Genomic DNA, 26,167 nt, shown 5'->3' on the forward strand with positions numbered 1-26,167 from the left:
AGTCTACAAGGTAGTGCCGATTGCCGCAGGCTATTACCGGCTGGGCGCGCGGTCCTTGGGGCTCCGGGGTGGAGCAATCAGGCGGCCCACGCCGAGCGCGGTCTGGAGCACGAAGGCCTCGCGCGGCAGCAGCGGATCCCAGCCGGTCACGTCGCAGACCCGGCGCAGCCGGTAGCGCACCGTGTTGGCGTGGACAAACAGTTCGCGCGCCGTGGCCTCCAGCGAATGCCCCAAGGACAGGTAGCTGGAGAGCGTCTCGACCAGCCCGTTGCCGGCGTTGACCAGCGGAACGTAGATGTACTTGTATAGGTCCCGCCGGGCAATATCGTCGCCGGACATCACCCGTTCCGGCCACAGATCGTTGGCCGCCACCGGCCGCGGCGCCGCCGGCCAGGCCTTCGCGGCGCTGAGCCCGGCGAACGCGGCCTGCGCCGAACTGCTGGCGTCCACCAGCGAGCGGGCCTCGGGGCCGTAGACCACGGGACCGGGGCCGAAGAGGTCGGCCAGGCGGACGAACGCGGTGTCCTGGTCCGTCACGCCGCCCAGCACCAGGATCAGCCGGTCGCCCTGGATGCCCACCAGCGTGTCGGCGGCGTAGCGGGAGCTGGCGCGGCGCAGCTCGGTCACGAAGCTGGGGCCCGGTTCGCCGGGCGAGCCGCCCACCATCACCGTGATCGGGCCGGTGGTCTTCCAGCCGACGGCGGCAATGCGGGAGCGCAGCGCGTCGGAGCTTTCGCCGCGCAGGATCGCATCCACCACCAGTGCCTCAAGCCGGGTGTCCCAGGAACCGCGGGTCTCGGCCGCGCGGGCATAAACGTCGGCTGCGGCGAACGCCACTTCGCGCGAGTAGCGCAGCACGGCTTCGCGCAGCTGGGCTTCGTCGCTGCCGCCAGCCAGGTCCGGGACTTCGTCCTCCACCGCTTCAACCACTACCCGGATCAGCTGCAGGGCGCGCTGCAGGCTGATGGAGCGGGTGAGCTCGGTGGGGGCGGTGCCGAACACATCGTTCATCACCCAGGCGGGGGAGGTGGGGCGTTCGTACCAGGTGACAAAGGACGCGATGCCCTTCTGCGCCACCAGGCCCAGGGCGGACCGTTCGTCCGGCCGCAGCCCGCGGTACCACGGCAGGTCCGAGTCCAGCCGCTTTAGCGTGGCCGTGGCCAAGGCACCGATTTTGGACCGCAGCCGCTCCAGGGTCTCCGGGTTGCCGGTGGCCGCGCGATCGGCCTTCCGTCCCGCGCCGGCGCGGCGGCGGACGGGTGCTGGTGCCGTCGTCGGCTCAGCGTTAACGGCATCTTCAGGGGTCTGCTGAGCCGCAGCCGCAGCCGCCGAGGTCTGCTGCTGGGCCGGCTGCGCGGCAGCTTTGACGGTCTCGGTCCGGGCTTGGGGCATGCAATGAGCATACGCACTCGCCGGTGCAAGCTCCATTCGTCCTTTTGTGTGGTTCCTACTAAAACAGGCGGCGGACCCGGCCGTGAAAGGCTGGGTCCGCCGCCTGTTTAGTGGCGCTGTTGCCGGGTCTAGGCGTCGCCTCCAGCGTTGCCCGAGGTGCCGGCGTTGACGTCCAGCAGCCGGTACTTCTCGAACGCGTCCTTAGGCACATTCGCATCGACCTCGCCGCGCCGGGCCAGCATCTGCAGCGCCCGGACCACAATCGAGTGGCTGTCGATCTTGAAGAAGCGCCGGGCAGCGGCACGGGTATCGGAGAACCCGAAGCCGTCGGCGCCGAGCGTGGCGAACTCGTTGGGCAGGTACTGCCGGATCTGGTCCGGCACGGCCGCCATGTAGTCGCTGACCGCCACGATCGGGCCGGTGGCGCCTTCGAGCTGCTGGGCGACGAACGGCTTGCGCGCCTCCGAGCCGGGGTTCAGGAACGCTTCTTCCTCGGCGGCCAGGCCGTCGCGGCGCAGTTCGTTCCAGCTGGTCACGGACCAGACATCGGCGGAGACGCCCCAGTCCTCGGCGAGCAGTTGCTGGGCTTCCAGTGCCCACGGCACAGCCACGCCGGAGGCCAGCAGCTGGGTGCGCGGCCCGTCGATCTTGGCCGGAGCCAGCAGGTAGATGCCCTTGACGACGCCCTCGACGTCCAGTTCCTCCGGTTCGGTGGGCTGGACGATCGGCTCGTTGTACACGGTCAGGTAGTACATCACGTTGGGATCCGGATGGTTCCCGCCGTACATGCGCTCCAGGCCGGACCGGACGATGTGCCCGATCTCGTACCCGTAGGCCGGGTCATAGGTGACCACGGCCGGGTTCGTCGAGGCCAGGATCGGCGACTGCCCGTCGGCGTGCTGCAGGCCCTCGCCGGTCAGGGTAGTGCGTCCGGCGGTCGCGCCGATGACGAAGCCGCGTGCCATCTGGTCCGCGGCGGCCCAGAAGAAGTCGCCGGTGCGCTGGAAGCCGAACATCGAGTAGAAGATGTAGATCGGCACCAGCGGCTCGGCGTGCGTGGCGTAGGAGGTGCCGACGGCGGTGAAAGCGGCGGTGGAGCCGGATTCGTTGATGCCGGTGTGCAGGATCTGGCCCTGCGGGGACTCCTTGTACGCCAGCACCAGGTCGCGGTCCACGGACAGGTAGTTCTGGCCCTTGGGGTTGTAGATCTTCGCCGTCGGGAAGAACGAGTCCATGCCGAAGGTCCGGGCCTCGTCCGGGATGATCGGCACCACGCGGGCACCGAACTCCTTGTCCCGCATCAGGTCCTTGAGCAGCCGCACGAACGCCATGGTGGTGGCGGCCTGCTGCTTGCCGGAGCCGCGCTTGGCTACTTCGTAGGCCTTCTCCTCGGGCAGGTGCATCTGCTTGTGCTCGGTCCGGCGCTCCGGCACGGAACCGCCCAGGGCTGCGCGGCGCTCCATCATGTACTTGATCTCCGGGGCGTCGGGGCCCGGGTGGTAGTACGGCGGACGGTACGGATCGGCTTCGAGCTGCTCGTCGCTGATCGGGATGCGCAGGTGGTCGCGGAAGTCCTTCAGGTCCTGAAGGGTCAGCTTCTTCATCTGGTGGGTCGCGTTGCGGCCCTCGAAGTGGGTGCCCAGGCCGTAGCCCTTGACCGTCTGGGCCAGCACCACCGTGGGCTTGCCCTTGAATTCGGTGGCGGCGCGGTAGGCGGCGTAGACCTTGTGGTAGTCGTGGCCGCCGCGCTTCAGGTTCCAGATCTGCTCGTCGGTCATGTCCGCAACCATTTCCTTGGTCTGCGGAGACTTGCCAAAGAAGTGCTCGCGGACAAATCCGCCGGACTCGGCCTTGTACGTCTGGTAGTCGCCGTCGAGCGTGGAGTTCATGATGTCCACCAGCGCGCCGTCGCGGTCCTTGGCCAGCAGTTCATCCCACTCGCGGCCCCAGGTCACCTTGATGACGTGCCAGCCGGCGCCGCGGAAGAAGGCCTCAAGTTCCTGCATGATCTTGCCGTTGCCGCGCACCGGTCCGTCCAGGCGCTGCAGGTTGCAGTTGATCACGAAGGTGAGGTTGTCCAGCTTTTCGTTGGCTGCCAGCTGCAGGAAGCCGCGCGATTCCGGCTCGTCCATCTCGCCGTCGCCCAGGAACGCCCAGACGTGCTGGTCGGAGGTGTCCTTGATGCCGCGGTTGTGCAGGTAGCGGTTCAGCTGCGCCTGGTAGATGGCGTTGGCCGGGCCGATGCCCATTGAGACTGTGGGGAACTCCCAGAACTCGGGCATGGACCGCGGGTGCGGGTAGGACGGCAGCGCGTGGCCCTCGCGGGACTTTTCCTGCCGGAAGCCGTCCAGGTCTTCCTCGGTCAGCCGGCCTTCCATGAACGCGCGCGCGTACATGCCGGGGGAGGCGTGGCCCTGGAAGAAGACCTGGTCGCCGCCGCCGGCGTGGTCCTTGCCGCGGAAGAAGTGGTTGTAGCCAACTTCGTAGAGAGTGGCTGCGCCGGCGTAGGTGGAGATGTGTCCGCCCACGCCGATGTCCGGGCGCTGCGCGCGGTGCACCAGCATGGCCGCGTTCCAGCGCATCCATGCGCGGTAGCGGCGTTCAGTCTCTTCGTCGCCCGGGAATTCCGGTTCCTGATCCACCGGAATGGTATTCACGTAGTCGGTGGTGGTCACCATCGGCACGCCAACGCTCTGCGCACCTGCACGCTGCAGGAGGGAGCGGACAATGTACTGGGCACGTTCGGTGCCCCGGTTCTCCACCAGGCCGTCGAAGGACTCAATCCATTCGGCGGTTTCTTCGGGATCGCGATCCGGCAGCTGGCTTGTCAGCCCGCTCAGGATGTGCGAGGTGTCTTCTCCTGCGCTCACGTCCAACCTCTCATACGCGCGCAGATTGTGTCTGCGCTTTACGTGGCATAGCGACCCGGCGCATAGGTCCGGCCGGGAGGATATTCTTCACTGCCACTCTAACTGTTCACCGCATTACAACGCAGCCGAAGCCCTGCATGCCAGTTATTACGACGACGGCGGGCGGGCACCGCCGCTGCGCGCCGCAGTGCCGTTGCTTCTATAGGAGGGGCGGCCGCCGCCGCGGCCCGCGCACCGAGGCCGCGCACCGTCGTCGAACCCGTGATGGACTACCTCATTAAAGGGACGCGCCATGACAAAATTCCGCACCTTCTTGCGGGTGGCTTGAAGCGATGGCGATTAGGGTGTTGGCTTGTAACTAGCAACACGCTCACTTTCCCGTGGGCGGACCAATACGTTCCATACAGGAGGAGCACAGTGGGCGAGGCCGAAGCCGCCGCGGTAGAGAATGTGGCAGGCAACTTGGGTTTCAAAGACGGAGACCTGATCCAGGAGTTCGGCTACGATGAGGACGTGGATTTCGATCTGCGCGACGACATCGAGGACCTCACCGGCTCCGAGCTGCTCACCGAGGACGACCACGAAGTGGTTGACGCGGCGATCCTGTGGTGGCGCGACGGCGACGGGGACCTGGTGGACACGCTGGTCGATGCGCAGACCACGCTCGCGCCGGGCGGCGTGGTGTGGTTGCTGACTCCGAAGTCAGGCCGTGACGGCTACGTGCCGGCATCCGATGTCCAGGAAGCGGCACCGACCGCCGGACTGCACGTGACCACGTCCGCCGGTGTGTCCAGTGACTGGTCCGCCAACCGGCTGGTCAGCAAGCGGACCAACAAGTGAGCGCGGCCGCGCCGCTGGTTGGCCAGCCCGCGCCCGATTTCGAACTGGTCAACCAGTTCGGCGAACCGATCCGGCTCTCCGCGCTGCGCGGCGGCAACGTGGTGGTGGTGTTCTACCCGTTCGCGTTCTCCGGCATCTGCACCGGCGAACTGTGCGAGCTGCGCGACGACCTGAACGTGTTCCGCAGTGAAAACGCCCGCGTCATCGCGGTCTCGGTGGACCACAAGTTCGCGCTGCGCGCCTTCGCCGAGCAGGAAGGCTACGAGTTCGACCTGCTGGCCGACTTCTGGCCGCACGGCGAGGTGGCCAAGGCCTATGGCGTGTTCGACGAGGAATCCGGCATGGCGTTGCGCGGCACCTTCATCATCGACGCCGAGGGCATCCTGCGGCACGAGATCCGCAACCCGCGCGGCCAGGCCCGCGACATCCAGGAATACCACCGCGTGCTGAAAGAGCTCTAGCCACCATGGAGCAGCTGGCGGCGCTCGAGCTGCTGGCCGGACGCCGGCTGGCCGTCTTGACCGGCGCCGGCCTCAGCACCGATTCCGGCATCCCGGATTACCGCGGCCCCACCTCGGTGCCGCGGACCCCGATGACCTACCAGCAGTTCGTCGGCGACGAGGAACTGCGCCGCCGCTACTGGGCCCGCAACCACGTGGGCTGGCGGCACATGCATCACGCTGCGCCCAACCCCGGGCACTACGCGCTGGCCGCGATGGAAAGCAACGGTGTGGTGGCCGGACTGATCACGCAGAACGTGGACCGGCTGCACGAAGATGCCGGCAGCATCAACGTGATTGACCTGCACGGCCGCTTCGACCAGGTCATCTGTCTGAACTGCGGCGACGTCACCACCCGCTCCTCGCTGGCCGGCCGGCTGGAAGAGCTCAACCCGGCCTACGCGGCCACCGGGGACGCCGGCGACGTAGCCCCGGACGCGGATGCCGACGTCGCCCACACCGCGCACTTCGTCGTGGCGGATTGTTTGGTCTGCGGCGGCATGCTCAAACCGGACTTCGTCTACTTCGGTGAAAACGTTCCCAAGGACCGCGTCGCGTCCGCCTACGCCATGGTGGACGACGGCGAGGCGCTGCTGGTGGCCGGGTCATCGCTGACGGTGATGAGCGGCCTGCGCTTTGTCCGGCACGCCGCCAAACAGGGCAAGCCGGTGGTCATCATCAACCGCGGCACCACCCGCGGCGATGACCTGGCGGACGTGAAGCTGGAAGCCGGCGTTTCCGAGGCTCTGGGCTATCTGGCCGCCGAGCTGCCCGGCCGCCTCCAGCAGCCCGCCTGACCGGCTCGTTGCAGGCCGCATAAACGGCTCCTTGCAGGTCGCGGATGCGGGCCGTCGGGCGGCTGCTACTTGCCGGCCGCCGGACACGACTTCCCGACGGCGTCTGAGTCGCGCCCAGCTACCTGTCCGAACGACCCATTGCTGGCTGGCTGGATCTCCCAATCGGTCTGGCCGAACCGGGCCTGAAGCGGACGCCAACCACTCCCAAAACGCACGGCGGCGCGGCCTGGCCAATGTGCCCTGGCCCACCTGAGCCACGGGTCAGGTTTATCGTCCTATCGTGTTGTTTGCCACGGAAGTTTAGTTGGCGTTCACGACCATTTATCCGGTAGAGTAAATCCTCGTGATGTTGCGGCGGATAACGCTCCGCGGTCCCGCTTTCGACATTACAACGGGTCTTTAGCTCAGCTGGTAGAGCGCCACGTTTACACCGTGGATGTCATCGGTTCGATCCCGGTAGGACCCACCACTCAACCCCGTGCTTTCTCGCCAAACCGGCTGGAAGGCACGGGGTTTCTTCGTCTCCCGGTCTCGCTACCGCCCCACATCCGAGGAGTACTCGATGCTGGACCGATTAATCCTGAGCAGATCTTTAGCAACAGCCCTACCGATCAGGTGTAACGTGTGTCTCCCGGCGATGACTACATGGGGGTAGGGAGAACCGGATTGATGAGGTAACGGCCCCGCCCTCTGTGGGGGAGGGGCGGGCCGTTCTCTAAGGCTCCGGGATGTGCCGGATGAAGTACTCGTCGGTGTGAAGCATCCGGCGGCGGCTGTGCCCGCTCTCGCGAATCCAGACCACGCCCAGCCCTGCGGCCGTATCCTCCACGCGGCCACGGTAGTAGACCACGTTGTTTTGCCCGGCTTCCACTTGGTCTCCCCGACGGAATCGGGAAAGATCCGCCAGCCATACCGGGCTGCCGCCGCGATCCTGGTCCCGCTGCTGTTCAGGTGACATGGCTTCCTCCTTGGATCGAGCGATGGCCCCATCGTGCAGGCCCGGCGTTGCAACGGCATTTCCAGCACGTTATTTCGAGGCAAAGGCACCCCTCCTCGCGGGGTGACAGGAGGTGGCGGGCGAGCATCACAGGGCACACGAGGGCCCAGCTCCCGCCGCTCGCCAGGGCCGGCAAGGTTCAGATGGGCAAGGTTTATAGGGAAAGGTTTAAAGGGAAAGGCACTGTCCCGGGGAGGGACAGTGCCTTTCGGGCAGCCGTTAGATGGGGGATCAACGGGACTGCCAGGGGATCGGCGGTGCAGCTCTCGGAGATGGGGGCTCCAAGGCATTCATAAGGCAACCGCCTCGGGCTAGTCTGCCATGGCGATGGGCATTTCTCAACCACAATCATTGATCTTCCCAACGTGTCCTCGGAAGCGCGCAGTTCCGCCGGAAATAGCGGCCTTGCCGAGGGTCCCGACGCTCCAGTAAAGCCGTTCCAAAGTTCGTATTGCGCATACCCTGAGCCAAGGCTGAGCCGTCGCTGCGTCATGCAATAACGGTTAAGCAACGGAGCTTGCGAACCCTCCACAACCACCCGACTGTCTGTAAAGCTGTACCGGTCATGCTGGTTTTCGTTGGGGGCAACAATGGATAGATTCTGCCGCGGAGCAGGCCACACCTTCATCCACACGCGCGCTGTCACGTCCAGGCGCTGTGCCTATTGCGGCACACACCGCTGGCCGTGGTCGGTGCAGGATCCCGGGCAGATGACGCGGCGGGACCTGATGGAGGAAAGCGCCCTGCTCTCGGCCGCCCAGCACAATCCCTTCAATCCAGAGGCCGCTCGGGTCGTGCCGCTCGACGGCGAAGCGGCCGAGGGCGGTGCCGGCGCGGTTGCCGGCCCGGGTTCTTCCGCAGAGGAAGCTGCCGGTGATGATGCCATTGACGCCTGGCTGCGCTTCCGCCCCTCCATGCCAGCGGGCGAATGAGCCGAAGGTAACGCTCCGCCACTTAGCCGGTGCCGCCGGTCACGACTAGGCTTGTTGAGGAACCTCGGCCCGCTCGGGCTGTTCGCTGACGTCCCTGCCCGCGGGGACCGCCCACACTTGGAGATTCAATGAGCGCACACATCGGTGTGACAGGTCTGGCCGTCATGGGTGCCAACCTGGCACGGAACTTTGCCCGCAACGGCTACACGGTCGCCCTGCACAACCGCTCGGTGGCAAAGACGGACGCGCTGCTGCAGGCGCACGGCGACGAGGGCGAGTTCATCCGCACCGAATCGCTGCAGGAACTGGTGGACAACCTGCAGAAGCCGCGGCGCGTACTCATCATGGTCAAGGCCGGCAAGCCGGTGGATTCGGTGATCGAGCAGTTGGTCCCGCTGCTCGAAGAAGGCGACATCGTCATCGATGCCGGCAACTCGCACTACGAGGACACCCGGCGCCGCGAAGCTTCACTGGCGGAGAAGGGCCTGCACTTCGTGGGCATCGGCGTCTCCGGCGGCGAGGAGGGCGCGCTGCTCGGCCCGTCCATCATGCCCGGCGGCTCCCGCCAGTCCTATGACTCACTCGGCCCCATGCTGGAAAAAATCTCCGCCAAGTACGACGGCGAGCCCTGCTGCCGCTGGATCGGCACCGACGGCGCGGGCCACTTCGTGAAGATGGTGCACAACGGCATCGAATACGCGGACATGCAGGTCATCGGCGAGGCCTACGACCTGCTCCGCACCGGCGCCGGCCTGGAGCCGCAGCAGCAGGCCGAGATCTTCACCGCATGGAACAAGACCGACCTCTCGTCCTTCCTGATTGAAATCACCGCCGAGGTCCTGGCCCACACGGATGCCAAGACCGGCAAGCCCTTCGTCGACGTCGTCGTTGACTCGGCTGGCCAGAAGGGCACCGGCCGCTGGACCGTCGTCTCGGCGCTGGAGCTCGGCTCGCCGGTGTCCGGCATCGCCGAATCCGTCTTCGCCCGCGGACTGTCTTCGCAGCGTGGCCAGCGCGCCATCGCCCAGGACGTCCTGACCGGGCACGAAGAGGACGTCACGGTGCCGCAGAGCTTCGTCGAGGACGTGCGTCAGGCGCTGTTCGCCTCGAAGCTGGTCAGCTACGCCCAGGGCATCGACATGCTCGGTTCCGCTGCCGGCGAGTACGGCTGGGAACTGAAGCTGGACGAAATCGCCTCGCTCTGGCGCGCCGGCTGCATCATCCGCGCCGAACTGCTGGACGACATCATGAAGGCCTACGCCGGCGACTCCAAGCCGGAGAACCTGCTCTTCGCCCCGGCCTTCGCCGAAGCCATCGGTGCCGCCGTCCCGGCCTGGCGCCGCGTGGTGGCCACCGCCGTGCAGCTGGGCATCCCCGTGCCGGTCTTCTCCTCCTCGCTCGCCTACTACGACGGACTGCGCCGCAAGCGCCTGCCCGCCGCGCTGACCCAGGGCCTGCGCGACCTGTTCGGCGCACACACCTACGGTCGCACCGACGCCGAAGGAACCTTCCACACCCTCTGGAGCGGCGACAAGTCCGAGGTCGAGGCCGTCGACACCCACTAATTAGGGGAGACCGACCGAGGTCGCTTCACCGGTGATCGACCAAGGTCATCTCCACCGGTGATCGACCAAGCTTGCCCCACCGGTGATCGACCAAGGCCGTCTCCACCGGTGATCGACCAAGGTTGCTCTGCAACCGCGTGGAGATCCTGACGCGCGAAATGCCCCGTAACTGCTCAACCAGTTGCGGGGCGTTCGGGTTTTGGGCAAAGTCCGGACCGATTTTTCCCGGGCGACCGCTCGCGCGGGCTACATGATCATTTCCGGGGCCATGTATAGTCCGGGCAGCAGCCAGGGATTAGCCGGCACGAAGCAGGCGAAGACAATCAGTGCGGCGCCGATCGCGCGGCTGAACGCGATTCCGTGGCGCCAGGTCTTTTCCAGCAGGACGGCGGCAGCAATGGCGGCCATCCAGGCCAGATTCATGACGCCCACAGTGATAAGAACCAGCATCAGCCCCCAGCAACAGCCCACGCAGTACAGCCCGTGGTACAGGCCCACGCGTAAATCGCGGAAAGCACCCCGGTAGCTGGAAACGTGCAGCAGGAAGGCCACTGGTGAGCGGCAGTGCCGGAGGCAAAAATTCTTCAGCGGAGTCAATTGGTAGATGCCCGCCGCCGCCAGCAGCCCGGCGCCGATCCAGGCCGCGGCGACCGGGGCATCGGCGGCCAGCCGGGCCCCGAGAACCGACGCGGCGTAGGCCAGGATGCCGAAACCGGTCCAGGTGAGCAGGTATCCGACCACCAGAGCGGTAGTCCGAATGACCCGGGTCCGGCTGCTGCGCTCGGCACGGATGGACCGCAGGTAGGCCGATAGCAGCGGTGCCAGTGACGGCAACATCATCGCGGTCATCATCAGCGCCCAGCCAGCGAGGAAACCGGCCAGCCCCAACCCCATGGCGCCTGGGCCGGGCGGCATTCCGACGGCCAGTTGCACCGTGAGGTACCAGGCCAGCAGGGCGCAGCCAATAAGGGCGAGCAGACCAGGACGGAAGCGTACGGCAGGAAAGACGCGGCCGGGCATCCTAGGCAGACCAGGCAAAGGGGGCGGAGAAGGAGTTCTTGCCCACGTTGTCCCAGGTCATCCCGAATACGTCGACGCGTGAGGCGATTGCCGTACCGGCGGCCAGCGTGTCCGCGGGGAAGCCGATGCCGCTGACCTTTACACCTTTACCGGTGGAATCCAGCCGCGAAACGAAGTCCTCGGCTGTTATGTCCACTCCGCCGCCGGCCGTGACTTGGTGCCGGTGGCCGTCGTCGCTGTAGCTGATGTCGACGGCCTGCATCCCAGCCATCTCGCCGATCAGCGGAGCCAGTCCCTCCATGGGTCCGCCGCGTTGGCCGCCGAAGACGGCTCCGAGCGCCTCGGCCTGTTCGGGAGAGGCGGCGGCGTCCATCAGCATGCCGACTTTCCAGCCGCCGTCGCCCATCAGTGCCGGGGCATCAGCCACGATGCAGACATTCAGCCCGCCAACGTCCACGCCTTCCACCTCGCCGGATGCGACGTGGAACGCCAGCGCCACATTGCAGCGTTCGTTATCGGCCGGTGCGGTCAGGCCCGAAGTGCTGCACGGGCAGATCATGTCGCAGTTGCAGTTTTCGAAGTATGTACCTTCAATGTGCCAGGACATTTGAGGCTCCCTTCAAAGAGGCACCCACCCTTGATTGTCCTCCGCGGCAAAAAGCCGGTCAATAAGCCCATAATGGCGGTCAGGTCCACACTGCCGGGTCGATGTACTCCGCCGGACCCGCCGCTGGCTTCATCTCTCGCTGCGGTATCAGTACCGGAAGGCCGGGATGTCCGCCATGTCGAGCGCCCGTCCGATGTCAGACCTTCCGCGTCTTGGGCGAGACTTTGGAGGTTGTGGCGTAGCCCGTTTTGGTGCCGGTAACCTTGACCCTGATCCGGTGACCGCGGTCGGCCGAAACGAGCTTGTAGGTCTTGGAAGAGGCTCCCTTGATCGCTTTCCCGGAGCGGTACCACTGGTACTTCAGTTTGGTGCCGGAAGTCCACGTACCGGGTTTGGCCGTCAACTTCTTCCCGACCTTAGCTGTGCCAGAGATTTTGGGCTTTACAGATTTCAGGGTGCCGGCGGCAACTTTGCCCGTCTTGGCCGAGGCTTTGGTTGCCGTTGCATATCCGGCTTTGGTGCCGGTTACCTTCACCACGATCCGATCGGCCCGGTCGGCCGCGACTAGCTTGTAGGTTTTGGACGTCGCTCCCTTAATGGCCTTGCCGGATCGATACCACTGGTATTTCAGTTTGGTGCCTGAGGTCCATGAGCCTGCCTTGGCTGTCAGCCTCTTCCCGACCTTGGCGGTACCTGTGATCTTCGGAGTGGCGGTTGCGAGGACGCCGGCGCTGACTCGGACGGCGGCCGATTCGCGGACCGCGGTCTTGTATCCGCTTTTTTCTCCGCTTATCCGGACCTTGATGGACTTGCCGACGTCGGTCGAAGTCAGGCTGTATCTAGTTCCGGTGGCCCTATAAATCGGGGAGCCGTTACGCAGCCATTGGTATGAGAGGCGAATTGGTCCGGGGGACCATGTGCCAGGCTTCGCGGACAAAGCGTTGCCAACCGTGGCTTTCCCGGTGATGAGAGGTGACCCGGATGTCAGTTCCGGCAGGACGGAATTGACGGCCGCCAGCGCGCTCACCAGCCCAGCGCCGCAGTCGGAGAAACAGCCAGCGATCGGACGCGCAGACTTCTTGATGGCAGTCTCTATTTGGGCCGGGGACAGGAGCGAGTTCGCAGACTTCATGAGGGCGGCAATGCTGGCCACATGCGGGGCAGACATCGAGGTGCCCTCCATGATGCCGTAGCCCTCTCCAGCGGGGACGGTATTCCCAGTGTTCACTGTCGAGATGATGCCTCCAGCGGCATAGCGCAGGTCTCCACCGGGAGCTGTCACATCGACTGCAGACCCGTAGTTGGAGTAGTCGGTTAGCTCACCGGTGGGTCCGGAGGCGGCCACCGTAATAACGTTGCTGCAGTTTGCGGGTGAGGCATCCGCGGCAGGCTCCGCTTCGTTGCCGGCCGCGACCACGACGGTGCTCCCCTTGCTAACCGCAAAGTTTATGGCGTCCTGCATGGTGGAGTCACAAGGGCCACTGCCGCCGAGGCTCATATTGATGACATCTGCAGGGCTCTGATTCGGACTAATGCCGTCCACTTCTCTGCCGCCAGCCGCCCAGATGATGGCGTCTGCGATGTCAGACATCCAGCCCCCGCAAGCGCCCAGCACGCGGACAGGAACGACTTTCGCACCATGGGCCGCACCCGCAACTCCTCGACCATTGCCTGCGACTGCAGCGATGATGCCTGCCACATGGGTCCCGTGCCACGAAGAGTCGGAACCGATTTCGTCGCACCAGTCGCCATTGTCCAGCGGATCCTGATCGCGCCCGTCGCCGTCCCGCGATATATCGGGGTCGGAGATCAGATCGGCGCCGGGCAAAACATTAGCCTTGAGATCGCTGTGCTGGGTCAGTCCAGTGTCGATCACAGCAACAACGGACCCCTTGCCAGTCGTCGTGAGCCACGTTTCAGGGAGAGCAAGACCGGCTTTGCTGTTAGAGAATGACCATTGTTGCTTGTAGTACGTGTCGTTTGGACCGTACGCCGGGTACATCAGGACATCCTGCTCCGCGTACTCGACATCGGGGCGGGCGGACAATGTCGCGACCAGTTCATTGGCTTCCACGGCAGTGAGTTCCCGATCGGACTCGATGATCCTGGCCCCGTCTGCCGTTGTGTGCAGTTCCTCAAGGGCGACGTCGGTGTCTGCGGCAACTTCGGTATAGGAACTGTCCCGCTCGGTGGAACTGGCACCGGCGGTCTCGCGGAACTTGACAATAAATCGGTCTCCGCCTGCCTCCGTAGATGCCGATTGAAGCGTGCGGAGATTCGGAAGTTCGGGATGACTGTCCGCAGCGCTCGCGGCAGGAATCGGAAGGACAGACCCATATAGGAGCGAAATTGTTAAGGCCGTAACGACCCAGGCTGGTACCAATCTGTGGAACATTCCCAACATATGAATCCTCAAGAGCTTGATGAAGGCGTCAACTGATAAGAGTCGTCCATCGCGAGATGAGAATCTGGGCGAGTGCAATTCGATTACCTCTGCGCTACGTGCAAGCCTGCATCCGTTGAGCGGCGACAGGGCCAGTTTTCTCATAACGCCCTCGACGTTGAGACTAGTTGGAGCCGTGCCGTATCTTGCTATATCGGCAGTTCCGCTTGATTCGTAATGTCGAACGGGCCATGCCAATCAGACGTTGGGCCCCCGTTACAAAATGGTCGTCCCGCTCCGATCTACTGATCTGTCGCGAGGAGCGCGCAACCGAGAAATGGGTTGTTGCTGAAAGGCAACAACCCATTTCTAGTGAGTCATGGGGAAGATACGGTTCCAGGGGATCCTGGGCACGCGTGCATCTCCACAGTCTCGGTGACGATGTGTCCTTAAAAGCCCTTCACGTATTCGACTGAGCCATCGTAGTGATCAGTGATGCGCCAGACTCCACCCTTGACGGCATTGGCGGGAACATCGGCAAACACCACGCCGTAGCCCGTCGAGGATTCAACGTCGAAGTCCATGGGAAGCAGTGGCCCGATGTCGCGGTAGGAATCCGTAACCGTGAATCCGGAGTCGTTGTAGATTCGTCCGTTGTTCCCGATGTAATCCACGACGATCCAGTCAGCAGGGTCGATGACGTCATCGCTGATGTTGCCCAAGGCCAGGTCTACAAAGAGGTCTACTTTTCCTGGTCTGTCGCTTGGATACTGACCTGGTTCGAAGAACGTCACAAGCCAGTCCGGCATGCTGAATATCTTGTCTATAGGGAAGGGGTCTTGCTTCGTTGAAAAGACAAGTAGCAGTGTTTCGGAGGAGGTGGCTTTTCCGGCTTTGTTCTTGACTGTAACCCGGTAGGCATCCAGTTCGTTCTTAGACTTAGCGGTGAAAGTGTAATTTGCGCCAGTTGCTCCGGGGATTCGCGTCCAAGAGACCTTGCCACCAGCCCCTGCAACTCCACGCTCCCACTGATAGGAAAGGGATCCTCCTGTCGCTTGGCTTTTGATGGTCACCGATTTCCCAGAGGTGGTGTGAACTGACCCCGGGATCTTCACCGTCGGCCTGACGACGGTGGTTACCTTGACGCTCTTAGAGGCAGTTTTTCCGGCCTTGTTGCTCGCTATGACCCGGTACTCTTTTGCAGACTGCCCTGTGGGAGCAGTGAAGGAATGGGTCGACCTGGTGGCCTTGGAAATATTCGCCCATTTAGATCCGGCTTTACTCTGCCACTGGTAGGACATGGAACCGCCGCTGGCTTTGACGGAAAGTGCTACCTTCGATTTTGCAGCTACAGTCACGCTCTTGGGCTGAGTGGTGATCTTAGGTGAGGCGACAACGCTGAGTTTGGCGCTACGGGAAGTAGTTTTTCCGCGCGAGTTAGAGACAACGACGCGGAACTGTGCTCCATTGAGGCCTGTGTCGGCCTTGACCTTGAGAGTTTTGGTTTTCGCGGAAGAGCCTGTCGCTTTGGCCCATCTACTGGACTTGGGCTTCTTGACGTGCCACTGGTATTTGAGCTTGCTTCCGGTCGCTTTGACTTTGAAGCTGTGAGTCTTGCCCTTAGCAACAATTGCAGACTTTGGGCTAGCCGTGATTTTTGCTTTGCCGACTGCGGTGGTGGCCGCGATCGTTGTAGTGACGCTACGGGTGATTGGGCTCGCGTTTGCCGGAGCGACGGCAATCGGCGCAGCGAGCAGAAGCACGGCCACCGAAATTGTGGTGGCGCGCTGAAGAAGTCTTCTCAAAGAATATTCCCCCAACGAGAATGAGATATAGAGCAGATGGAAGTGTTTGCTCTCCGGATGATCTCGGAGTTGTCTGCATAATACCCAATGAATAGGCATTGTGCAGGTTTTGGGCCGATTGATACCGCTCGTAGATTGCCCTCGGATTCGGCAACTTCCCGGGCGATCGGCGAGGCAGGCTGTGTCCGCTCCAAGCACTGCCTTAAATGCAAAGCCCCGGTCGTCGAAGAACCATTTCCCAACAGTGCAGCGGGACCCTCATGGACAGTCAGACCGCCCATGGGCCGGTCGCTACGCCGGGAGTGCGTCGAAGTCATATTGCAGGAGCCGGGTGCATATGGAGAACGGTGACGTCACCCGAGATACAGGCTGGCCCGGGACAATTTGATCGGTTGTCCCGGGCCAGCCGTAAGCTTGTCCTACGCCAAAAATTTTAGTTAGCGTTTTGAGGGACGGTAGCCGGCACTGATGGCTGCGCCCTGGCTTGCGAAGCACTCTTCCGGGTCTGTCTGGCTGTAAAAGCTGCCGCCGGGAACGTGGTAAATCCATTCGCCGGAAGAGCTGTGATTGCCCTTCACTGGGTATCCACTAGGGCAACTGTTCCCGTATCCAGCCACGCTGGTGGGCTTCTTGCCGGACTTGATGGTCAGCCACTGGGTCTTCGTCGCAGTGCGGGTGGAGGTGGACGACGGCAGACGGTACTTCACTGATGTCGTGACTCGATACTTGCCGGCTCTCAGCGAAGCCGACTTCTTGTTCTTCGCCACTGTCTTGTTGCCCAGCTTGACCGTCAGAGTCTTGGCCACGACTTTCACGCCCTCAGCAGCAGAAACGTTCGGCTTGATGGTCGCCTTGCCGTTGTAGGGAACCTTCTTGCCGGCGATCGACTTCACTGCAACGGCGTTGCGAACGACCAGTTTTTGAGTCTTGGTGGTGCTCTTGGAAGAGGCGTAGACGCGGGTGCCGTCCTCCACCGCATATTTCTTGTACTTTACGGTGGTCTTCACCGAGTAAGTGCCGGCTTTGAGCTTCGCCTTGGTCTTGTTCTTCACTACCGTCTTGTTGCCCTGCTTGACCGTCACCACCTTGGAGGTGACGGTGACCCAGCCGGTTGTGGAGACCGCTGGCTTCACGGTTGCCGTTCCGTTGACGGGGGCCACCGGGCTTGCGATCTTCATGATCGCCAGGCTCGTCTCGGGTGCAGGAGTCGGAACCGTTTCATCGACGGGTGTTTCAGATACGGGTGTTGTGGCCGGCAGCGGTGCTGCGTGGGCAGCCGTGACCGAACCAAAGAGGAGCGAGGCTGCGGCCGCTGAGACCGCCATACCCCGGATAAATGATGCGAGTTTCAATTTCCCCAACTTTCCCGGGCAATTGGCCCGGTTAATAGCTTGACGGGGTAATCGTATGACGAATCACTCCAGTGGTGCGTGTGCCGCTGAGGTGAGGACATAATCGGCAGAACTCGGTCATGCCGGACGGCCGCCAGACCGTGAATGAACTACAGCAGTTCGGCGCGCAATTGGGCGGCGGATTTGGGGGAGAGCAGGCCCGGCGGGACGTCGAAGACGGTGACGGCGCCGAACTGGCCCTGCTGGTTCAGCCGGTGCACTGCCCGGGCGTAGGCCACCAGGACGCTGGCGGTGAATTCCGGGTTGCTCTCCAGGGTGAGTCCGTATTCGATGACCTGCGCGTGCGCGTCGCTGGTGTTGCCGCTGCGGATGGTGACGCCGCCGTGCGGCATGGCGCTGTGATCGCGGGCCAGTTCTTCGGCGGTGATGAAGTGGACTTCGGTGTCGTACTGGTCGAAGTAGTGCGGCATGGTTACGATCGCCTCGCGGACGGATGCGGCGTCGGCGCCGTCGGCCAGCACCACATAGCATTCGCGGGTGTGCTTCTGCCGGGTCTCCAGCTGCGGGCGGCTGCCGTTGCGGACCTGCTCGATGGCGTCCTCGGACGGCAACGTGTATTGGACGCCGGCGGCTACACCGGGCACGCGGCGAATCGCGTCGGAGTGGCCCTGGCTCAGCCCGCGGCCCCAGAAAGTGTAGGTGTCGCCGTCGGGCAGCAGGGCTTCGCCGTAGACCCGGTTGATCGAGAACATCCCGGGATCCCAGCCGGCCGAAATCAGCGCGGTCTTCCGGGCCGCGCGGGCCGGGGCGTCAACGGTCTCGAAGTACTCCGGGATGCGGGCGTGCGTGTCGAAGCTGTCCACGGTGTTGAAGCGGGCCGCCATGACCGGCCCCTGCTGCGGCAGGTCTTCCTTCGAGCCGCCGCACAGAATCAGCACGTCAATGCGGTCTTCATGCCCGGCGAGGTCATCCATGGCGTAGACGGCGGTCTCGGTGCGCAGGGTGGCCAGATCTGCGGGATGCCGGCGGGTGAACACCCCCACCAGTTGCATGTCGGGATTCTTGGCAACCGCGGCCTCCACGCCGCGGCCGAGGTTTCCGTAGCCGGCAATGCCGATGCGAATCGATTCACCCAAGGGTCTGTCCTATCGTCAGGTTCAACGGTGTTTCAGGCAGCGGAGGGTTAGATCCACATCGCGGGATCGATGTACTCGGCCGGGTCAACGGCAGGCTTGGTTTCTCGCTGCGGGTCGCGGTGCCGGAAGGTGGCAGGAATGCCGGTGATGATGGATTCCGGCGGGGCGTCCTTGACCACCACGGCGTTGGCGCCGATGGCGCTGTCCGCGCCGATGACCACGGGCCCGAGCACCTTGGCTCCGGCGCCGATGACCACGCGGTCGCCGATGGTGGGGTGGCGCTTGACCTTGGCCAGCGAGCGGCCGCCGAGGGTGACGCCGTGGTAGATCATCACGTCCTCGCCGATCTCCGCGGTTTCGCCGATCACCACGCCCATGCCGTGGTCGATGAAGAACCGGCGGCCAATCGTCGCGCCGGGGTGGATCTCGATGCCGGTCAGGAATCGGCCGGCCTGGGAGATCAGCCGGGCCGGCAGCCGCAGCGACGGGTTGGCCCACATTTTGTGGGTCAGCCGGTGGATCCAGATGGCATGCAATCCGGAATAGGCCAGGAAATTCTCGACGCGGCCCCGGGCCGCCGGGTCGTGCGACCGGGCGGCCTCGAGGTCTTCACGCAGTCGCGCTAGGAAACCCATGTGCTCTTTCTGATCGGACATCGCGCCGCGGGCGGGGCAAGACTGGCTTGGCCGCCGCCCGCCTGGCGCGGGGAAGCTGGTTAGCCGCGGATGTCGTCGTACAGAAGCGTGGAAATGTAGCGCTCACCGAAGTCGGGCACCACGGCCACGATCAGCTTACCGGCGTTCTCCGGCCGCTTGGCCACTTCCAGCGCCGCCCAGACCGCAGCACCGGAGGAGATGCCGCCGAGGATGCCTTCCTTGATGCCCAGATCGCGGGCGACGGCGACCGAAGCCGACGTCGGTGCATCCAGCACTTCGTCGTAGACGCTGGTGTCCAGCACCTCCGGAATGAAGTTGGCGCCCAGGCCCTGGATCTTGTGCGGGCCGGGATTGCCGCCGGTCAGGATGGGGGAGTCTTCCGGCTCGACGGCGATGATCTGCACGCCGGGCTTGCGCTCCTTGAGCAGGCCGCCGGCGCCGGTGATGGTGCCGCCGGTGCCGATGCCGGCCACCAGGATGTCCACCTGGCCGTCGGTGTCGGCCCAGATTTCCTCGCCGGTGGTGTTCCGGTGGATCAGCGGGTTGGCCTCATTGGCAAACTGCTGCGCCCAGATGGAGTTCTCCGTGTTGGCCACGATCTCCTTGGCCTTCTCCACCGCACCGCGCATGCCCTCGGAGCCCGGGGTCAGCACGATCTCGGCACCGAAGGCGCGCAGCATCACGCGGCGTTCGGTGGACATGGTCTCCGGCATGGTCAGGATGACCTTGTAGCCGCGGGCCGCGCCGACCATGGCCAGCGCGATGCCGGTGTTGCCGGACGTGCCCTCCACGATGGTGCCGCCCGGCTTCAGGGCTCCGGCCTTCTCGGCGGCGTCGACGATGGCCACACCGATCCGGTCCTTCACCGAGTTGGCCGGGTTGTAGAACTCCAGCTTCACGGCCACCTGGGCCGGCAGGCCTTCGGTGAGTCGGTTCAGGCGCACCAGCGGGGTGCGTCCCACAACCTGGGTGACGTCGTCGTAAATCGGTGCCATGTGTGTGTTCCTGCCTTCTGGCCCGGAGGCCGCTACAAAGATGGGAGTAACAAAACTTCTTTCAGCCTAGTCAGCGCGCTGATCGGCCTGCTATGCGGTGAGCCATTCGGCGTAATATTTTCGGGCCTTGGCCAGCTTGGGATTGATGATCACCTGGCAGTAGCCAACGTGCGGGTACTTGGCGTAGAAGTTCTGGTGGTATTCCTCCGCCGGGTAGAACTCCGGCAGCCGGACCACTTCGGTCACGATCGGGTCCCGCCAGTCGGCCTGCGCGCGTTCAATCGCCGAAACAAAGGTCTGCTTCTGTTCGTCGTCGATGTAGAACATCGACGAACGGTACTGGGTGCCGACGTCGTACCCTTGGCGGTTCAAGGTGGTGGGATCGTGCGACGCGAAGAACATGCCCAGGATGACGTCTTCGGGAACCACCGTCTCGTCGAACGTGACCGCGACAACCTCCGCGTGCCCGGTGGTTCCGGAGCAGACCGCCTCATAGGACGGGTTCCGCACAGCGCCACCGGTATAGCCGGAGACCACCTCCGTCACGCCGCGGGTCATGTTGTAGACCGCGTCCAGGCACCAGAAGCAGCCACCGCCAAGCACAAAAGTCTTCATGGGTTAAACAATGTCACGGACCCCTCGAATGTTCCCGGGGCGCAAGTCATCCGCCCCGGGCGGGTGAGCGGGCCCGCGGCGGATGGGGTAGAAAAGGACTTATGGTCGACGACGAACAGCTCCGCTCCGGGGACACCAACGCCCCCGCGGGATCCACACCTTCAGCGGGAAGCGAAGCCCCGGCCCGCACCGAAAACCCTGCGGAAGCAGAAGCCTCCCACGATGCCCAGGCCCCTGCGGGCACCGAAACCACTGCGGGCGCAGCAGCCACCGCGCCGGTCGAAGAGCAGCCGAAGACGCCGGTCCTCGGCGACGTGCTGCTGGCCATCGAGGAACTGTGGCCCGAATCGCTGGCAGAGCAGTGGGATGCCGTTGGCCCCGTCGTCGGACGTCCGACCGCGGAGGTGCAGAAGATCCTGTTCGCAGTGGATCCCACGGCCGACGTGATCACCGAAGCCATTGAGTGGGGCGCCGACCTGCTGGTTACCCACCACCCGCTGCTGCTGAAACCGGTCAATTCGGTGGCAACCTCCAGCTTCAAGGGCGACGCGGTGCACCGGCTGATCGAGAACGGCTGCGCCTTGGTCACCGTGCACACCAACGGGGACAGCGCCGTGGGCGGGGTTTCCGACGTGCTGGCCGATGCCCTCGGTCTGCAAGACGTGCGGCCGCTCTCACCGGCCGACAACGGGCTGCCGGAAGAAGGCATCGGACGCGTCGGGGAGCTGGCCGTAGCCAGGACCCTGGGCGAGTTCGCCGAGCAAGTCTTCAGCATCCTGCCGGCCGTCGCCGGGGGAGTGAAGGTGGCCGGCGACCGCAACGGAATCATCCGCAGCGTGGCCGTCTGCGGCGGCGCCGGAGACTCTCTGTTCGACCAGGTCCGGGCATCCCGCGCCGACGTTTATGTGACGGCAGACCTGCGCCACCATCCGGCCTCCGAGGCACGCGAAGGAACAGTGGAAGGCCGGCCGTACCTGATCGACGTCTCGCATTTCGGCAGCGAATGGCTCTGGCTGACCCCGGCGTCGGCGGCGCTCGACAACGTCTTGACCGACCAGGGCTACCGCGTGGAAGTCAAGGTCAGCGTGACCAACACCGACCCGTGGGATTTCGTCCTCACACCGGGCTAACAGCGCCGCGTCCGGACGGTAGGCTAGGACGAGGCTGAACCGCAAACGGTTCCGCAGCGTGTTGAAAGGACGTACATGGCGAAGGCACCGGCTTCCGAGCAACTGAGACTGCTTGACCTGCAGGCACTCGACGGCAAGCTCACTCAGCTGAGCCGCCGTGCTGCAGCCACTGCCAAGAACGCCGAGATCGACGCACTGGTGGAGAAGCTGGCCGCCGCCGACTCGTCGCTCGTTGCCCTGAACACCGAGATCGCGGACACCGAGCGCGAGCTGAAGCGCGCCGAGGCGGACGTGGAGACCGTCGAGTCGCGGATCGACCGCGACCAGAAGCGGCTGGACAGCGGATCGGGCACACCCAAGGACCTCACCGCGTTGCAGCATGAGCTGGTCTCGCTGAACAAGCGCCGCAGCGACCTCGAAGACGTTGAGCTGGAAGTCATGGAGCGGCTGGAGGGACTCCGGACCCGCCAGAACGAGCACCAGCAGGCCAACGACCAGCTGCGCGAGGAGTTGTCCGGCCTGGAACGTACCCGCGACGATGAGCTCGGCGGGATCGAGAACGAACGCGGCACCGTGTCCGCGGACCGCAAGGAACTGGCTGCCAGCTTCGAACCAGCCCTGCTGGCCGTCTACGAAAAGACGTTGGCCCACCGCGGCATCGGCGCGGCCCGCCTGTTCCACGGTAAGTCTGAAGGTTCGGGCATGCAGCTCAGCGCCGGCGATCTGGCCGACATCCGCAAGGCAGCCCCGGACGACATCGTCTTCTGCCCCGACTCCGGCTGCATCCTCATCCGCTCGGAGGAGTGGGCCAGCTAACGCCGGCGCCACAACAGGGCGCTCCTTGACGTGCGGGTTGTCGTGCGGGCAACCGGTTACGAGATTGCGAGAGCACCGGCCTTACAGCCAACTCACGGTTCGAGGACCACTGTCGCCGTCCACGGGAATTCTCCGTCGTCCACGTCGTATTGTTCGGCGACCACCAGACCGGAGACAATCTTCTCGGCGTCTCTATCCAGGTTTCTGGCGAGATGTTCCATGAAGACGCAGAAGTTCCCCCGGTCTTCCCGTACGGGCAGGCTGAGCCCATAGGTGATGGTTTTCCTGATGATTGGCTCAGGCATCTCCAGTCTCCTCATCGGACCCCAGCGGGATGAAAAGGTCGATGCGGAACCCGGTGCCTGTCGCATCGGGCTGCGGCATCACGACCAGGGTGGATGCAGACAAGTCGCTCGGCAGCGGGTGCCGCGCGACTTGTCGCAGTGCCTTGGCAACGTTGGCCGCCGTAGGTGGGGACAGGAACTTCCATGTGAGGGACAACCCCTGCGGCATCGATTCACCGGACATGGACTCATCCTCGCATGCCGGCTTCAAGCCCCCGGATGGAGCTATCGCCGGCCGCAGCGCACGTGGCGAACTGGCCCAGGAATTTGCGGTGGTCCTAGCGTAGACGTGCTCGGGTATACCGGTGCTGACGGCGTAGCAGGAGTTTTCACACCGGACTCGTTTGCCTGCGTTGAGGCCCTCCGTCGATGGGATCACGGTGGCTGCGGAGCGCTAAACGCCGCTGGCGGACGTTCTGAGGGCACAGGCGCAGGTCGGGCGCGATATGGCGAAACGGAATCTGATGGAGTCGGCTTCTTCGGGCCTGGTCTGGCGCAGAGGCGGCGTCTATTGACTATCTTTGTGGGTGCGGGAGCCAGCCCAGGTTTTCGAGTTTGCTCTCGATGACGCGGCGCAGGACCGCGTACCCCAGTGCATTCAGGTGCGCGCCGTTGCTGGAGAGACTGGGCGGCTTGTTGCCTTTAGCCTGTTCCCTCAGGTCCGACGCCGTTGGCCGGATGCCGGCCATCTCCCAGATCCCTCGGTGCGTCAGCAAGCGGTCCAGATCCAAGTACCGCGGACCGTACCGAATGCTCAGGGCAGCGTTGACACGGTAGATGCGCCGTCGCACCGGTGCCGATGCGTGCGTCCCGGTATTGACGAAATGTCCCCAGACCAGCACGTGTCCGCCGGCGGCCGTGAGCCACGTGTCAGCTGCGTGGGTCCACTCGACGATGGTGTCCGGATCGCTCGCTGCATGGTGTTTGCCGGTGAGATTGTTTTTGCCAATGCTCAGGTGGCTGATGCCGGCACGGAAGTCACCGCCCTCAGTGGGGAGGAACGGGGTTCCGTCAGGCATCCGCACGCTCGTGCCGGGCCGGCGCCGGTGGAAGCGGTAGCCCGGTTGTGCGCCGTGGGCCTTGGATAGCTTCCCCGGGATGCCCGCCAGGTCGCCCGCAGCGCTGAACGATGCAGCATCCATTGCGCTCATTGACGGTGAGGAAAGGACGGCGGCGCCAGAGGCCGGGATGACACTGGCGGCAACGCGCGCTGGCCGGGCCCCGATCCGGGCGAGGATCTGCTCCGCTGTCTGGCCGCCGGCGCCCCCGTTGAAGTACGTCATCCCGTAGGCAGAGGCTAGCTGTGCTAATTCCGGGGACATTCCCTCAGCAGTCGAGGAGCCCCAACACGCCATCGTGTGCCCACCGGGGCGGGACGGGTGGGCCAGTCGGGCCACGGCGGGTACCGGCGGGTGGCCCGCGATGTCGGCGGCTGCAGCGCAGGGGACCGCGGCCAGCATCATGCCGAGTACGGCCCGGCGCCGGATGGGATGCTGCATCGAGGACACTGTGCCTCCCCTACGGTGACGTCAGCAGTGGCAATGCCCGTTCAACGATGAATGGTGCCGTCGAGCGCATGGCCAATATAGGCCTTGGGGACCATTCGGATAAAGGCGTGGAAGGTGCTGGTCAGCGCACCACCAGCCGAGACAGTCGCCGTTTGATCTTGCGTCGGATCTTCCGTGGCAGGTCCCTCGGCGGTACCGACCTTAAGCCTCGGCGCCGCAAGGGAGCAGTATCACGCATCGTGGCGCTTATCCCGGCAGCGTCGGTGGTTCGGATTTGCACGGTTTTGCCGGTGGGGAGGGTGTAGAGTCCGCCGGCGCTGCTGAGGCTGATGGAGGCGTGGTAGGTGCCCGGCGCCAGGTTGGATATGTCGACGCCGGTGCCTTTGCGGGTGCCGAAGTGCGCTCCGGAGTAGTCGCTGAGGGCCTCGCCGAAGACGTTGGGGTCTCCGCGGAAGCCTCCGGCGGCCAGGGTGAAGGCGTGGGTGCCGGCGGGTCCGTGCAGCACCAAATAGTAGCGGGCGGCTTTGCTGTCGGGGATTTCCACGCCGCGGACGGCGAAGTCGCCGTCGAGGTGCACGCGCGGGCCGCGGGCCCAACTGGTGCGCAGCCGGAAGTAGGCCTCCTGTGGCGCGGTGCCGAGGACGGGTCGCACATCCAGCACCGCTCCGGAAAGCCGGGAGCGGAGGCGGTACAGCCGCCCGCCCAGCTGGGATTCGGTGCTCAATGGCGTGCCCGAGGTCAGTGGTAGCTCGGCGTCCCGGCCTCCGGCCGTCAGCTTCAGCCGCAGCTCGTACGTCCCGGCAGGCAACCCGGCCAAATCAATGCCGCGCTTGTCCGGGGAGGTGAACTTCGCCAGTTTGTAGTCGCAGGCTGCTTCCTCGTAGTACCTGAAAGGAATCGCCGGATCACCGGCCCCGACCAGTTCGTGCTCCTGCCGGAGCGCATGGCCGGACAGGACCAGCGCGGCGGCCTGGGAGGAGCGGCTTTTGATCTCGTTTCCGCGCAGGAAACCCACGCCTTCCGGGAACAGCACCGCACCGGCCAGCCGCACACCGGTGAGGTTTGCGACGGCGGCGCCGTCCTCTCGCTGCCGCGCGAGCACGTCGCTGCGCAGTTGGGACGGCATCCGGTTGCCGTTGCGCACTCGGCCGAATCGCGGCGGGGTATTGTCGGCCACCGCCGCCATGATGGAGAGCATCAGCGGCAGGTTGTAGCGGATTTCGCCGGCATGGTCCCAGACCAGGTCCGAGTCTGTCTCGATGTAGTTGAAGTTCGGATACTTGGCGAACAGCGGCAGCGCCCGGCCGGCCTGCGCGGCATGGGACTGGTCCTGCAGCGAACTGAAGAGGTAGATGTTCTTGCCCGTGCCCTGGTCTGCGGCCACGGCCTCCGGAATCAGTGCGTCAAGCACCTCTTGCTCCCGGTCCCCGCCGTCGCCGGTCATGTGCGCAAAGGTCTTGGGGCGGTTCCGCCGGGTGTGCGTGCCGACGTAAACCTGCGGGGCGCAGGCGATGATGTTGCCGAAGTTGTACTTGATCCCGTAGTACAGGGCGGGGAAGCCGCCCTTGGAAATTCCCGCCAGCGTGCATTCGTTCCGGCTCAGGCCCAGCCGCTGCAGCTCCGCGTCGATCAGCGCAATCACTGCATCCTCGATGGCAAAGTCCATGTCCCGGCAAAGCGTATAGGCAGGCTGGGGTCCGAACTTGTCCTTGATCCACAGCCAGTTGGCCTGGTTCTCCTGAGTGGACTGACCGTCGAAATCGTAGGTGTCCCGCGGGCGAAGCCCGGTGAACATGACGATCAAGTGGCGCCGGTCCTGCTTGGCTTCGCGCGTCTTGTATTCCACCAGGACGCCGTCGTGCAGAAAGTCCTGTTCGCGTTGGGGCATGCCTGCGAAGCTACTGCGC

23 protein-coding genes, 1 tRNA gene and 1 pseudogene are annotated in these 26,167 nt (G+C 64.5%); 9 read left to right on the forward strand and 16 right to left on the reverse strand.

What is annotated here, in order from left to right; translation table 11 throughout:
- Positions 1-33: 33 nt before the first annotated feature.
- Together E4J89_RS14965 and aceE are read right to left on the reverse strand one after the other, a co-directional pair.
- A complete protein-coding gene (locus tag E4J89_RS14965) occupies positions 34-1,392 on the reverse strand; it encodes a helix-turn-helix domain-containing protein (protein ID WP_240691915.1) in 1,359 nt (452 codons plus the stop codon).
- A gap of 128 nt (positions 1,393-1,520) precedes the next feature.
- Positions 1,521-4,262: a pyruvate dehydrogenase (acetyl-transferring), homodimeric type gene (gene aceE, locus E4J89_RS14970; protein ID WP_136786955.1), complete on the reverse strand. Its 2,742-nt coding sequence runs from the start codon at positions 4,260-4,262 to the stop codon at positions 1,521-1,523.
- Positions 4,263-4,679: 417 nt separating this feature from the next.
- Between aceE and E4J89_RS14975 the strand changes: the two genes are divergently transcribed.
- The 4 genes from E4J89_RS14975 to E4J89_RS14990 all read left to right on the forward strand — a co-directional run bounded on the left by E4J89_RS14975 (position 4,680) and on the right by E4J89_RS14990 (position 6,868).
- Complete coding sequence (locus tag E4J89_RS14975; protein ID WP_136786956.1) at positions 4,680-5,102, forward strand: DUF3052 domain-containing protein; 423 nt, start codon at positions 4,680-4,682, stop codon at positions 5,100-5,102.
- Positions 5,099-5,563 (forward strand): peroxiredoxin, encoded by a 465-nt coding sequence (locus tag E4J89_RS14980; RefSeq protein WP_136786957.1) that lies wholly within the window; start codon positions 5,099-5,101, stop codon positions 5,561-5,563. Before E4J89_RS14975 ends, E4J89_RS14980 begins: the two co-directional genes overlap by 4 nt.
- 5 nt (positions 5,564-5,568) lie before the next feature.
- On the forward strand, positions 5,569-6,399 hold the full coding sequence (locus E4J89_RS14985; protein ID WP_136786958.1) for an NAD-dependent protein deacetylase: 831 nt from the start codon (positions 5,569-5,571) through the stop codon (positions 6,397-6,399).
- Between the two features lie 393 nt (positions 6,400-6,792).
- A tRNA-Val gene (locus E4J89_RS14990) sits at positions 6,793-6,868 on the forward strand.
- Between the two features lie 246 nt (positions 6,869-7,114).
- Here the strand turns inward: E4J89_RS14990 and E4J89_RS14995 are convergent.
- Positions 7,115-7,357, reverse strand: coding sequence for a hypothetical protein (locus tag E4J89_RS14995; RefSeq protein WP_240691916.1), 243 nt, complete (start codon positions 7,355-7,357; stop codon positions 7,115-7,117).
- A gap of 749 nt (positions 7,358-8,106) precedes the next feature.
- Between E4J89_RS14995 and E4J89_RS15000 the strand changes: the two genes are divergently transcribed.
- Both E4J89_RS15000 and gndA read left to right on the forward strand, forming a co-directional pair.
- Positions 8,107-8,328, forward strand: a complete 222-nt coding sequence (locus tag E4J89_RS15000; RefSeq protein WP_136786959.1) for a hypothetical protein — start codon at positions 8,107-8,109, stop codon at positions 8,326-8,328.
- Positions 8,329-8,456: 128 nt separating this feature from the next.
- Positions 8,457-9,893, forward strand: a complete 1,437-nt coding sequence (gndA, locus tag E4J89_RS15005) for an NADP-dependent phosphogluconate dehydrogenase (protein WP_136786960.1) — start codon at positions 8,457-8,459, stop codon at positions 9,891-9,893.
- Between the two features lie 246 nt (positions 9,894-10,139).
- On the opposite strand, the gene E4J89_RS15010 is transcribed toward gndA, so the two are convergent.
- From E4J89_RS15010 to msrA, 9 genes are all read right to left on the reverse strand, one after another.
- A complete protein-coding gene (locus E4J89_RS15010; RefSeq protein WP_136786961.1) occupies positions 10,140-10,913 on the reverse strand; it encodes a DUF2182 domain-containing protein in 774 nt (257 codons plus the stop codon).
- 1 nt (position 10,914) lies between these two features.
- Positions 10,915-11,520, reverse strand: a complete 606-nt coding sequence (locus E4J89_RS15015; protein ID WP_136786962.1) for a DUF1326 domain-containing protein — start codon at positions 11,518-11,520, stop codon at positions 10,915-10,917.
- A gap of 196 nt (positions 11,521-11,716) precedes the next feature.
- Positions 11,717-13,924, reverse strand: coding sequence for a S8 family serine peptidase (locus tag E4J89_RS15020; RefSeq protein WP_169304020.1), 2,208 nt, complete (start codon positions 13,922-13,924; stop codon positions 11,717-11,719).
- Positions 13,925-14,352: 428 nt separating this feature from the next.
- Positions 14,353-15,672, reverse strand: coding sequence for a hypothetical protein (locus tag E4J89_RS15025; protein WP_136786964.1), 1,320 nt, complete (start codon positions 15,670-15,672; stop codon positions 14,353-14,355).
- Positions 15,673-16,145: 473 nt separating this feature from the next.
- Entirely contained in the window at positions 16,146-17,060 is a 915-nt protein-coding gene (locus E4J89_RS15030) for a hypothetical protein (protein WP_136786965.1), read from the reverse strand.
- 149 nt (positions 17,061-17,209) lie between these two features.
- Positions 17,210-18,196: a diaminopimelate dehydrogenase gene (locus tag E4J89_RS15035; protein WP_136786966.1), complete on the reverse strand. Its 987-nt coding sequence runs from the start codon at positions 18,194-18,196 to the stop codon at positions 17,210-17,212.
- A 47-nt stretch (positions 18,197-18,243) separates the two neighbouring features.
- Complete coding sequence (gene epsC, locus E4J89_RS15040) at positions 18,244-18,831, reverse strand: serine O-acetyltransferase EpsC (RefSeq protein ID WP_136786967.1); 588 nt, start codon at positions 18,829-18,831, stop codon at positions 18,244-18,246.
- Between the two features lie 80 nt (positions 18,832-18,911).
- Positions 18,912-19,847 (reverse strand): cysteine synthase A, encoded by a 936-nt coding sequence (cysK, locus tag E4J89_RS15045; protein ID WP_136786968.1) that lies wholly within the window; start codon positions 19,845-19,847, stop codon positions 18,912-18,914.
- Positions 19,848-19,937: 90 nt separating this feature from the next.
- Complete coding sequence (msrA, locus tag E4J89_RS15050) at positions 19,938-20,462, reverse strand: peptide-methionine (S)-S-oxide reductase MsrA (protein ID WP_136786969.1); 525 nt, start codon at positions 20,460-20,462, stop codon at positions 19,938-19,940.
- A 101-nt stretch (positions 20,463-20,563) separates the two neighbouring features.
- Between msrA and E4J89_RS15055 the strand changes: the two genes are divergently transcribed.
- Together E4J89_RS15055 and E4J89_RS15060 are read left to right on the forward strand one after the other, a co-directional pair.
- A complete protein-coding gene (locus E4J89_RS15055; RefSeq protein WP_240691917.1) occupies positions 20,564-21,592 on the forward strand; it encodes a Nif3-like dinuclear metal center hexameric protein in 1,029 nt (342 codons plus the stop codon).
- Between the two features lie 75 nt (positions 21,593-21,667).
- Positions 21,668-22,408, forward strand: coding sequence for a C4-type zinc ribbon domain-containing protein (locus tag E4J89_RS15060; RefSeq protein ID WP_136786970.1), 741 nt, complete (start codon positions 21,668-21,670; stop codon positions 22,406-22,408).
- A 92-nt stretch (positions 22,409-22,500) separates the two neighbouring features.
- On the opposite strand, the gene E4J89_RS15065 is transcribed toward E4J89_RS15060, so the two are convergent.
- Together E4J89_RS15065 and E4J89_RS15070 are read right to left on the reverse strand one after the other, a co-directional pair.
- Positions 22,501-22,713: a hypothetical protein gene (locus tag E4J89_RS15065; protein ID WP_136786971.1), complete on the reverse strand. Its 213-nt coding sequence runs from the start codon at positions 22,711-22,713 to the stop codon at positions 22,501-22,503.
- Positions 22,706-22,936 (reverse strand): hypothetical protein, encoded by a 231-nt coding sequence (locus E4J89_RS15070; protein ID WP_136786972.1) that lies wholly within the window; start codon positions 22,934-22,936, stop codon positions 22,706-22,708. Before E4J89_RS15070 ends, E4J89_RS15065 begins: the two co-directional genes overlap by 8 nt.
- A 52-nt stretch (positions 22,937-22,988) precedes the next feature.
- Here E4J89_RS15070 and E4J89_RS19775 point away from each other — a divergent pair.
- Positions 22,989-23,228: pseudogene (locus E4J89_RS19775) on the forward strand (type II secretion system protein F); the annotation flags it as partial.
- A 39-nt stretch (positions 23,229-23,267) separates the two neighbouring features.
- On the opposite strand, the gene E4J89_RS15080 reads toward E4J89_RS19775, so the two are convergent.
- Positions 23,268-24,251, reverse strand: coding sequence for a hypothetical protein (locus E4J89_RS15080; RefSeq protein WP_136786973.1), 984 nt, complete (start codon positions 24,249-24,251; stop codon positions 23,268-23,270).
- A gap of 130 nt (positions 24,252-24,381) precedes the next feature.
- Positions 24,382-26,148 carry an accessory Sec system protein Asp2 gene (locus E4J89_RS15085; RefSeq protein ID WP_136786974.1) on the reverse strand — a complete coding sequence of 589 codons (1,767 nt, stop codon included), beginning with the start codon at positions 26,146-26,148 and terminating at the stop codon, positions 24,382-24,384.
- Positions 26,149-26,167 lie beyond the last annotated feature (19 nt).

Origin of the sequence: Arthrobacter sp. CAU 1506 (assembly GCF_005047635.1) — a bacterium.
Classification (GTDB): Bacteria; Actinomycetota; Actinomycetes; order Actinomycetales; family Micrococcaceae; genus Crystallibacter.

Excerpts from the sequence above, each read along its gene's own strand:
- E4J89_RS14985 (WP_136786958.1), top strand. The coding sequence starts at position 5,569 with ATGGAGCAGCTGGCGGCGCTCGAGCTGCTGGCCGGACGCCGGCTGGCC.
- cysK (WP_136786968.1), bottom strand. The coding sequence starts at position 19,847 with ATGGCACCGATTTACGACGACGTCACCCAGGTTGTGGGACGCACCCCG.
- gndA (WP_136786960.1), top strand. The coding sequence starts at position 8,457 with ATGAGCGCACACATCGGTGTGACAGGTCTGGCCGTCATGGGTGCCAAC.
- E4J89_RS15065 (WP_136786971.1), bottom strand. The coding sequence starts at position 22,713 with ATGCCTGAGCCAATCATCAGGAAAACCATCACCTATGGGCTCAGCCTG.
- epsC (WP_136786967.1), bottom strand. The coding sequence starts at position 18,831 with ATGGGTTTCCTAGCGCGACTGCGTGAAGACCTCGAGGCCGCCCGGTCG.
- E4J89_RS15020 (WP_169304020.1), bottom strand. The coding sequence starts at position 13,924 with ATGTTGGGAATGTTCCACAGATTGGTACCAGCCTGGGTCGTTACGGCC.
- E4J89_RS15015 (WP_136786962.1), bottom strand. The coding sequence starts at position 11,520 with ATGTCCTGGCACATTGAAGGTACATACTTCGAAAACTGCAACTGCGAC.
- E4J89_RS15000 (WP_136786959.1), top strand. The coding sequence starts at position 8,107 with ATGACGCGGCGGGACCTGATGGAGGAAAGCGCCCTGCTCTCGGCCGCC.
- E4J89_RS15070 (WP_136786972.1), bottom strand. The coding sequence starts at position 22,936 with ATGTCCGGTGAATCGATGCCGCAGGGGTTGTCCCTCACATGGAAGTTC.
- msrA (WP_136786969.1), bottom strand. The coding sequence starts at position 20,462 with ATGAAGACTTTTGTGCTTGGCGGTGGCTGCTTCTGGTGCCTGGACGCG.
- E4J89_RS15060 (WP_136786970.1), top strand. The coding sequence starts at position 21,668 with ATGGCGAAGGCACCGGCTTCCGAGCAACTGAGACTGCTTGACCTGCAG.
- E4J89_RS15010 (WP_136786961.1), bottom strand. The coding sequence starts at position 10,913 with ATGCCCGGCCGCGTCTTTCCTGCCGTACGCTTCCGTCCTGGTCTGCTC.
- E4J89_RS15080 (WP_136786973.1), bottom strand. The coding sequence starts at position 24,251 with ATGCAGCATCCCATCCGGCGCCGGGCCGTACTCGGCATGATGCTGGCC.
- E4J89_RS14995 (WP_240691916.1), bottom strand. The coding sequence starts at position 7,357 with ATGTCACCTGAACAGCAGCGGGACCAGGATCGCGGCGGCAGCCCGGTA.
- E4J89_RS15055 (WP_240691917.1), top strand. The coding sequence starts at position 20,564 with ATGGTCGACGACGAACAGCTCCGCTCCGGGGACACCAACGCCCCCGCG.
- E4J89_RS14965 (WP_240691915.1), bottom strand. The coding sequence starts at position 1,392 with ATGCCCCAAGCCCGGACCGAGACCGTCAAAGCTGCCGCGCAGCCGGCC.
- E4J89_RS15085 (WP_136786974.1), bottom strand. The coding sequence starts at position 26,148 with ATGCCCCAACGCGAACAGGACTTTCTGCACGACGGCGTCCTGGTGGAA.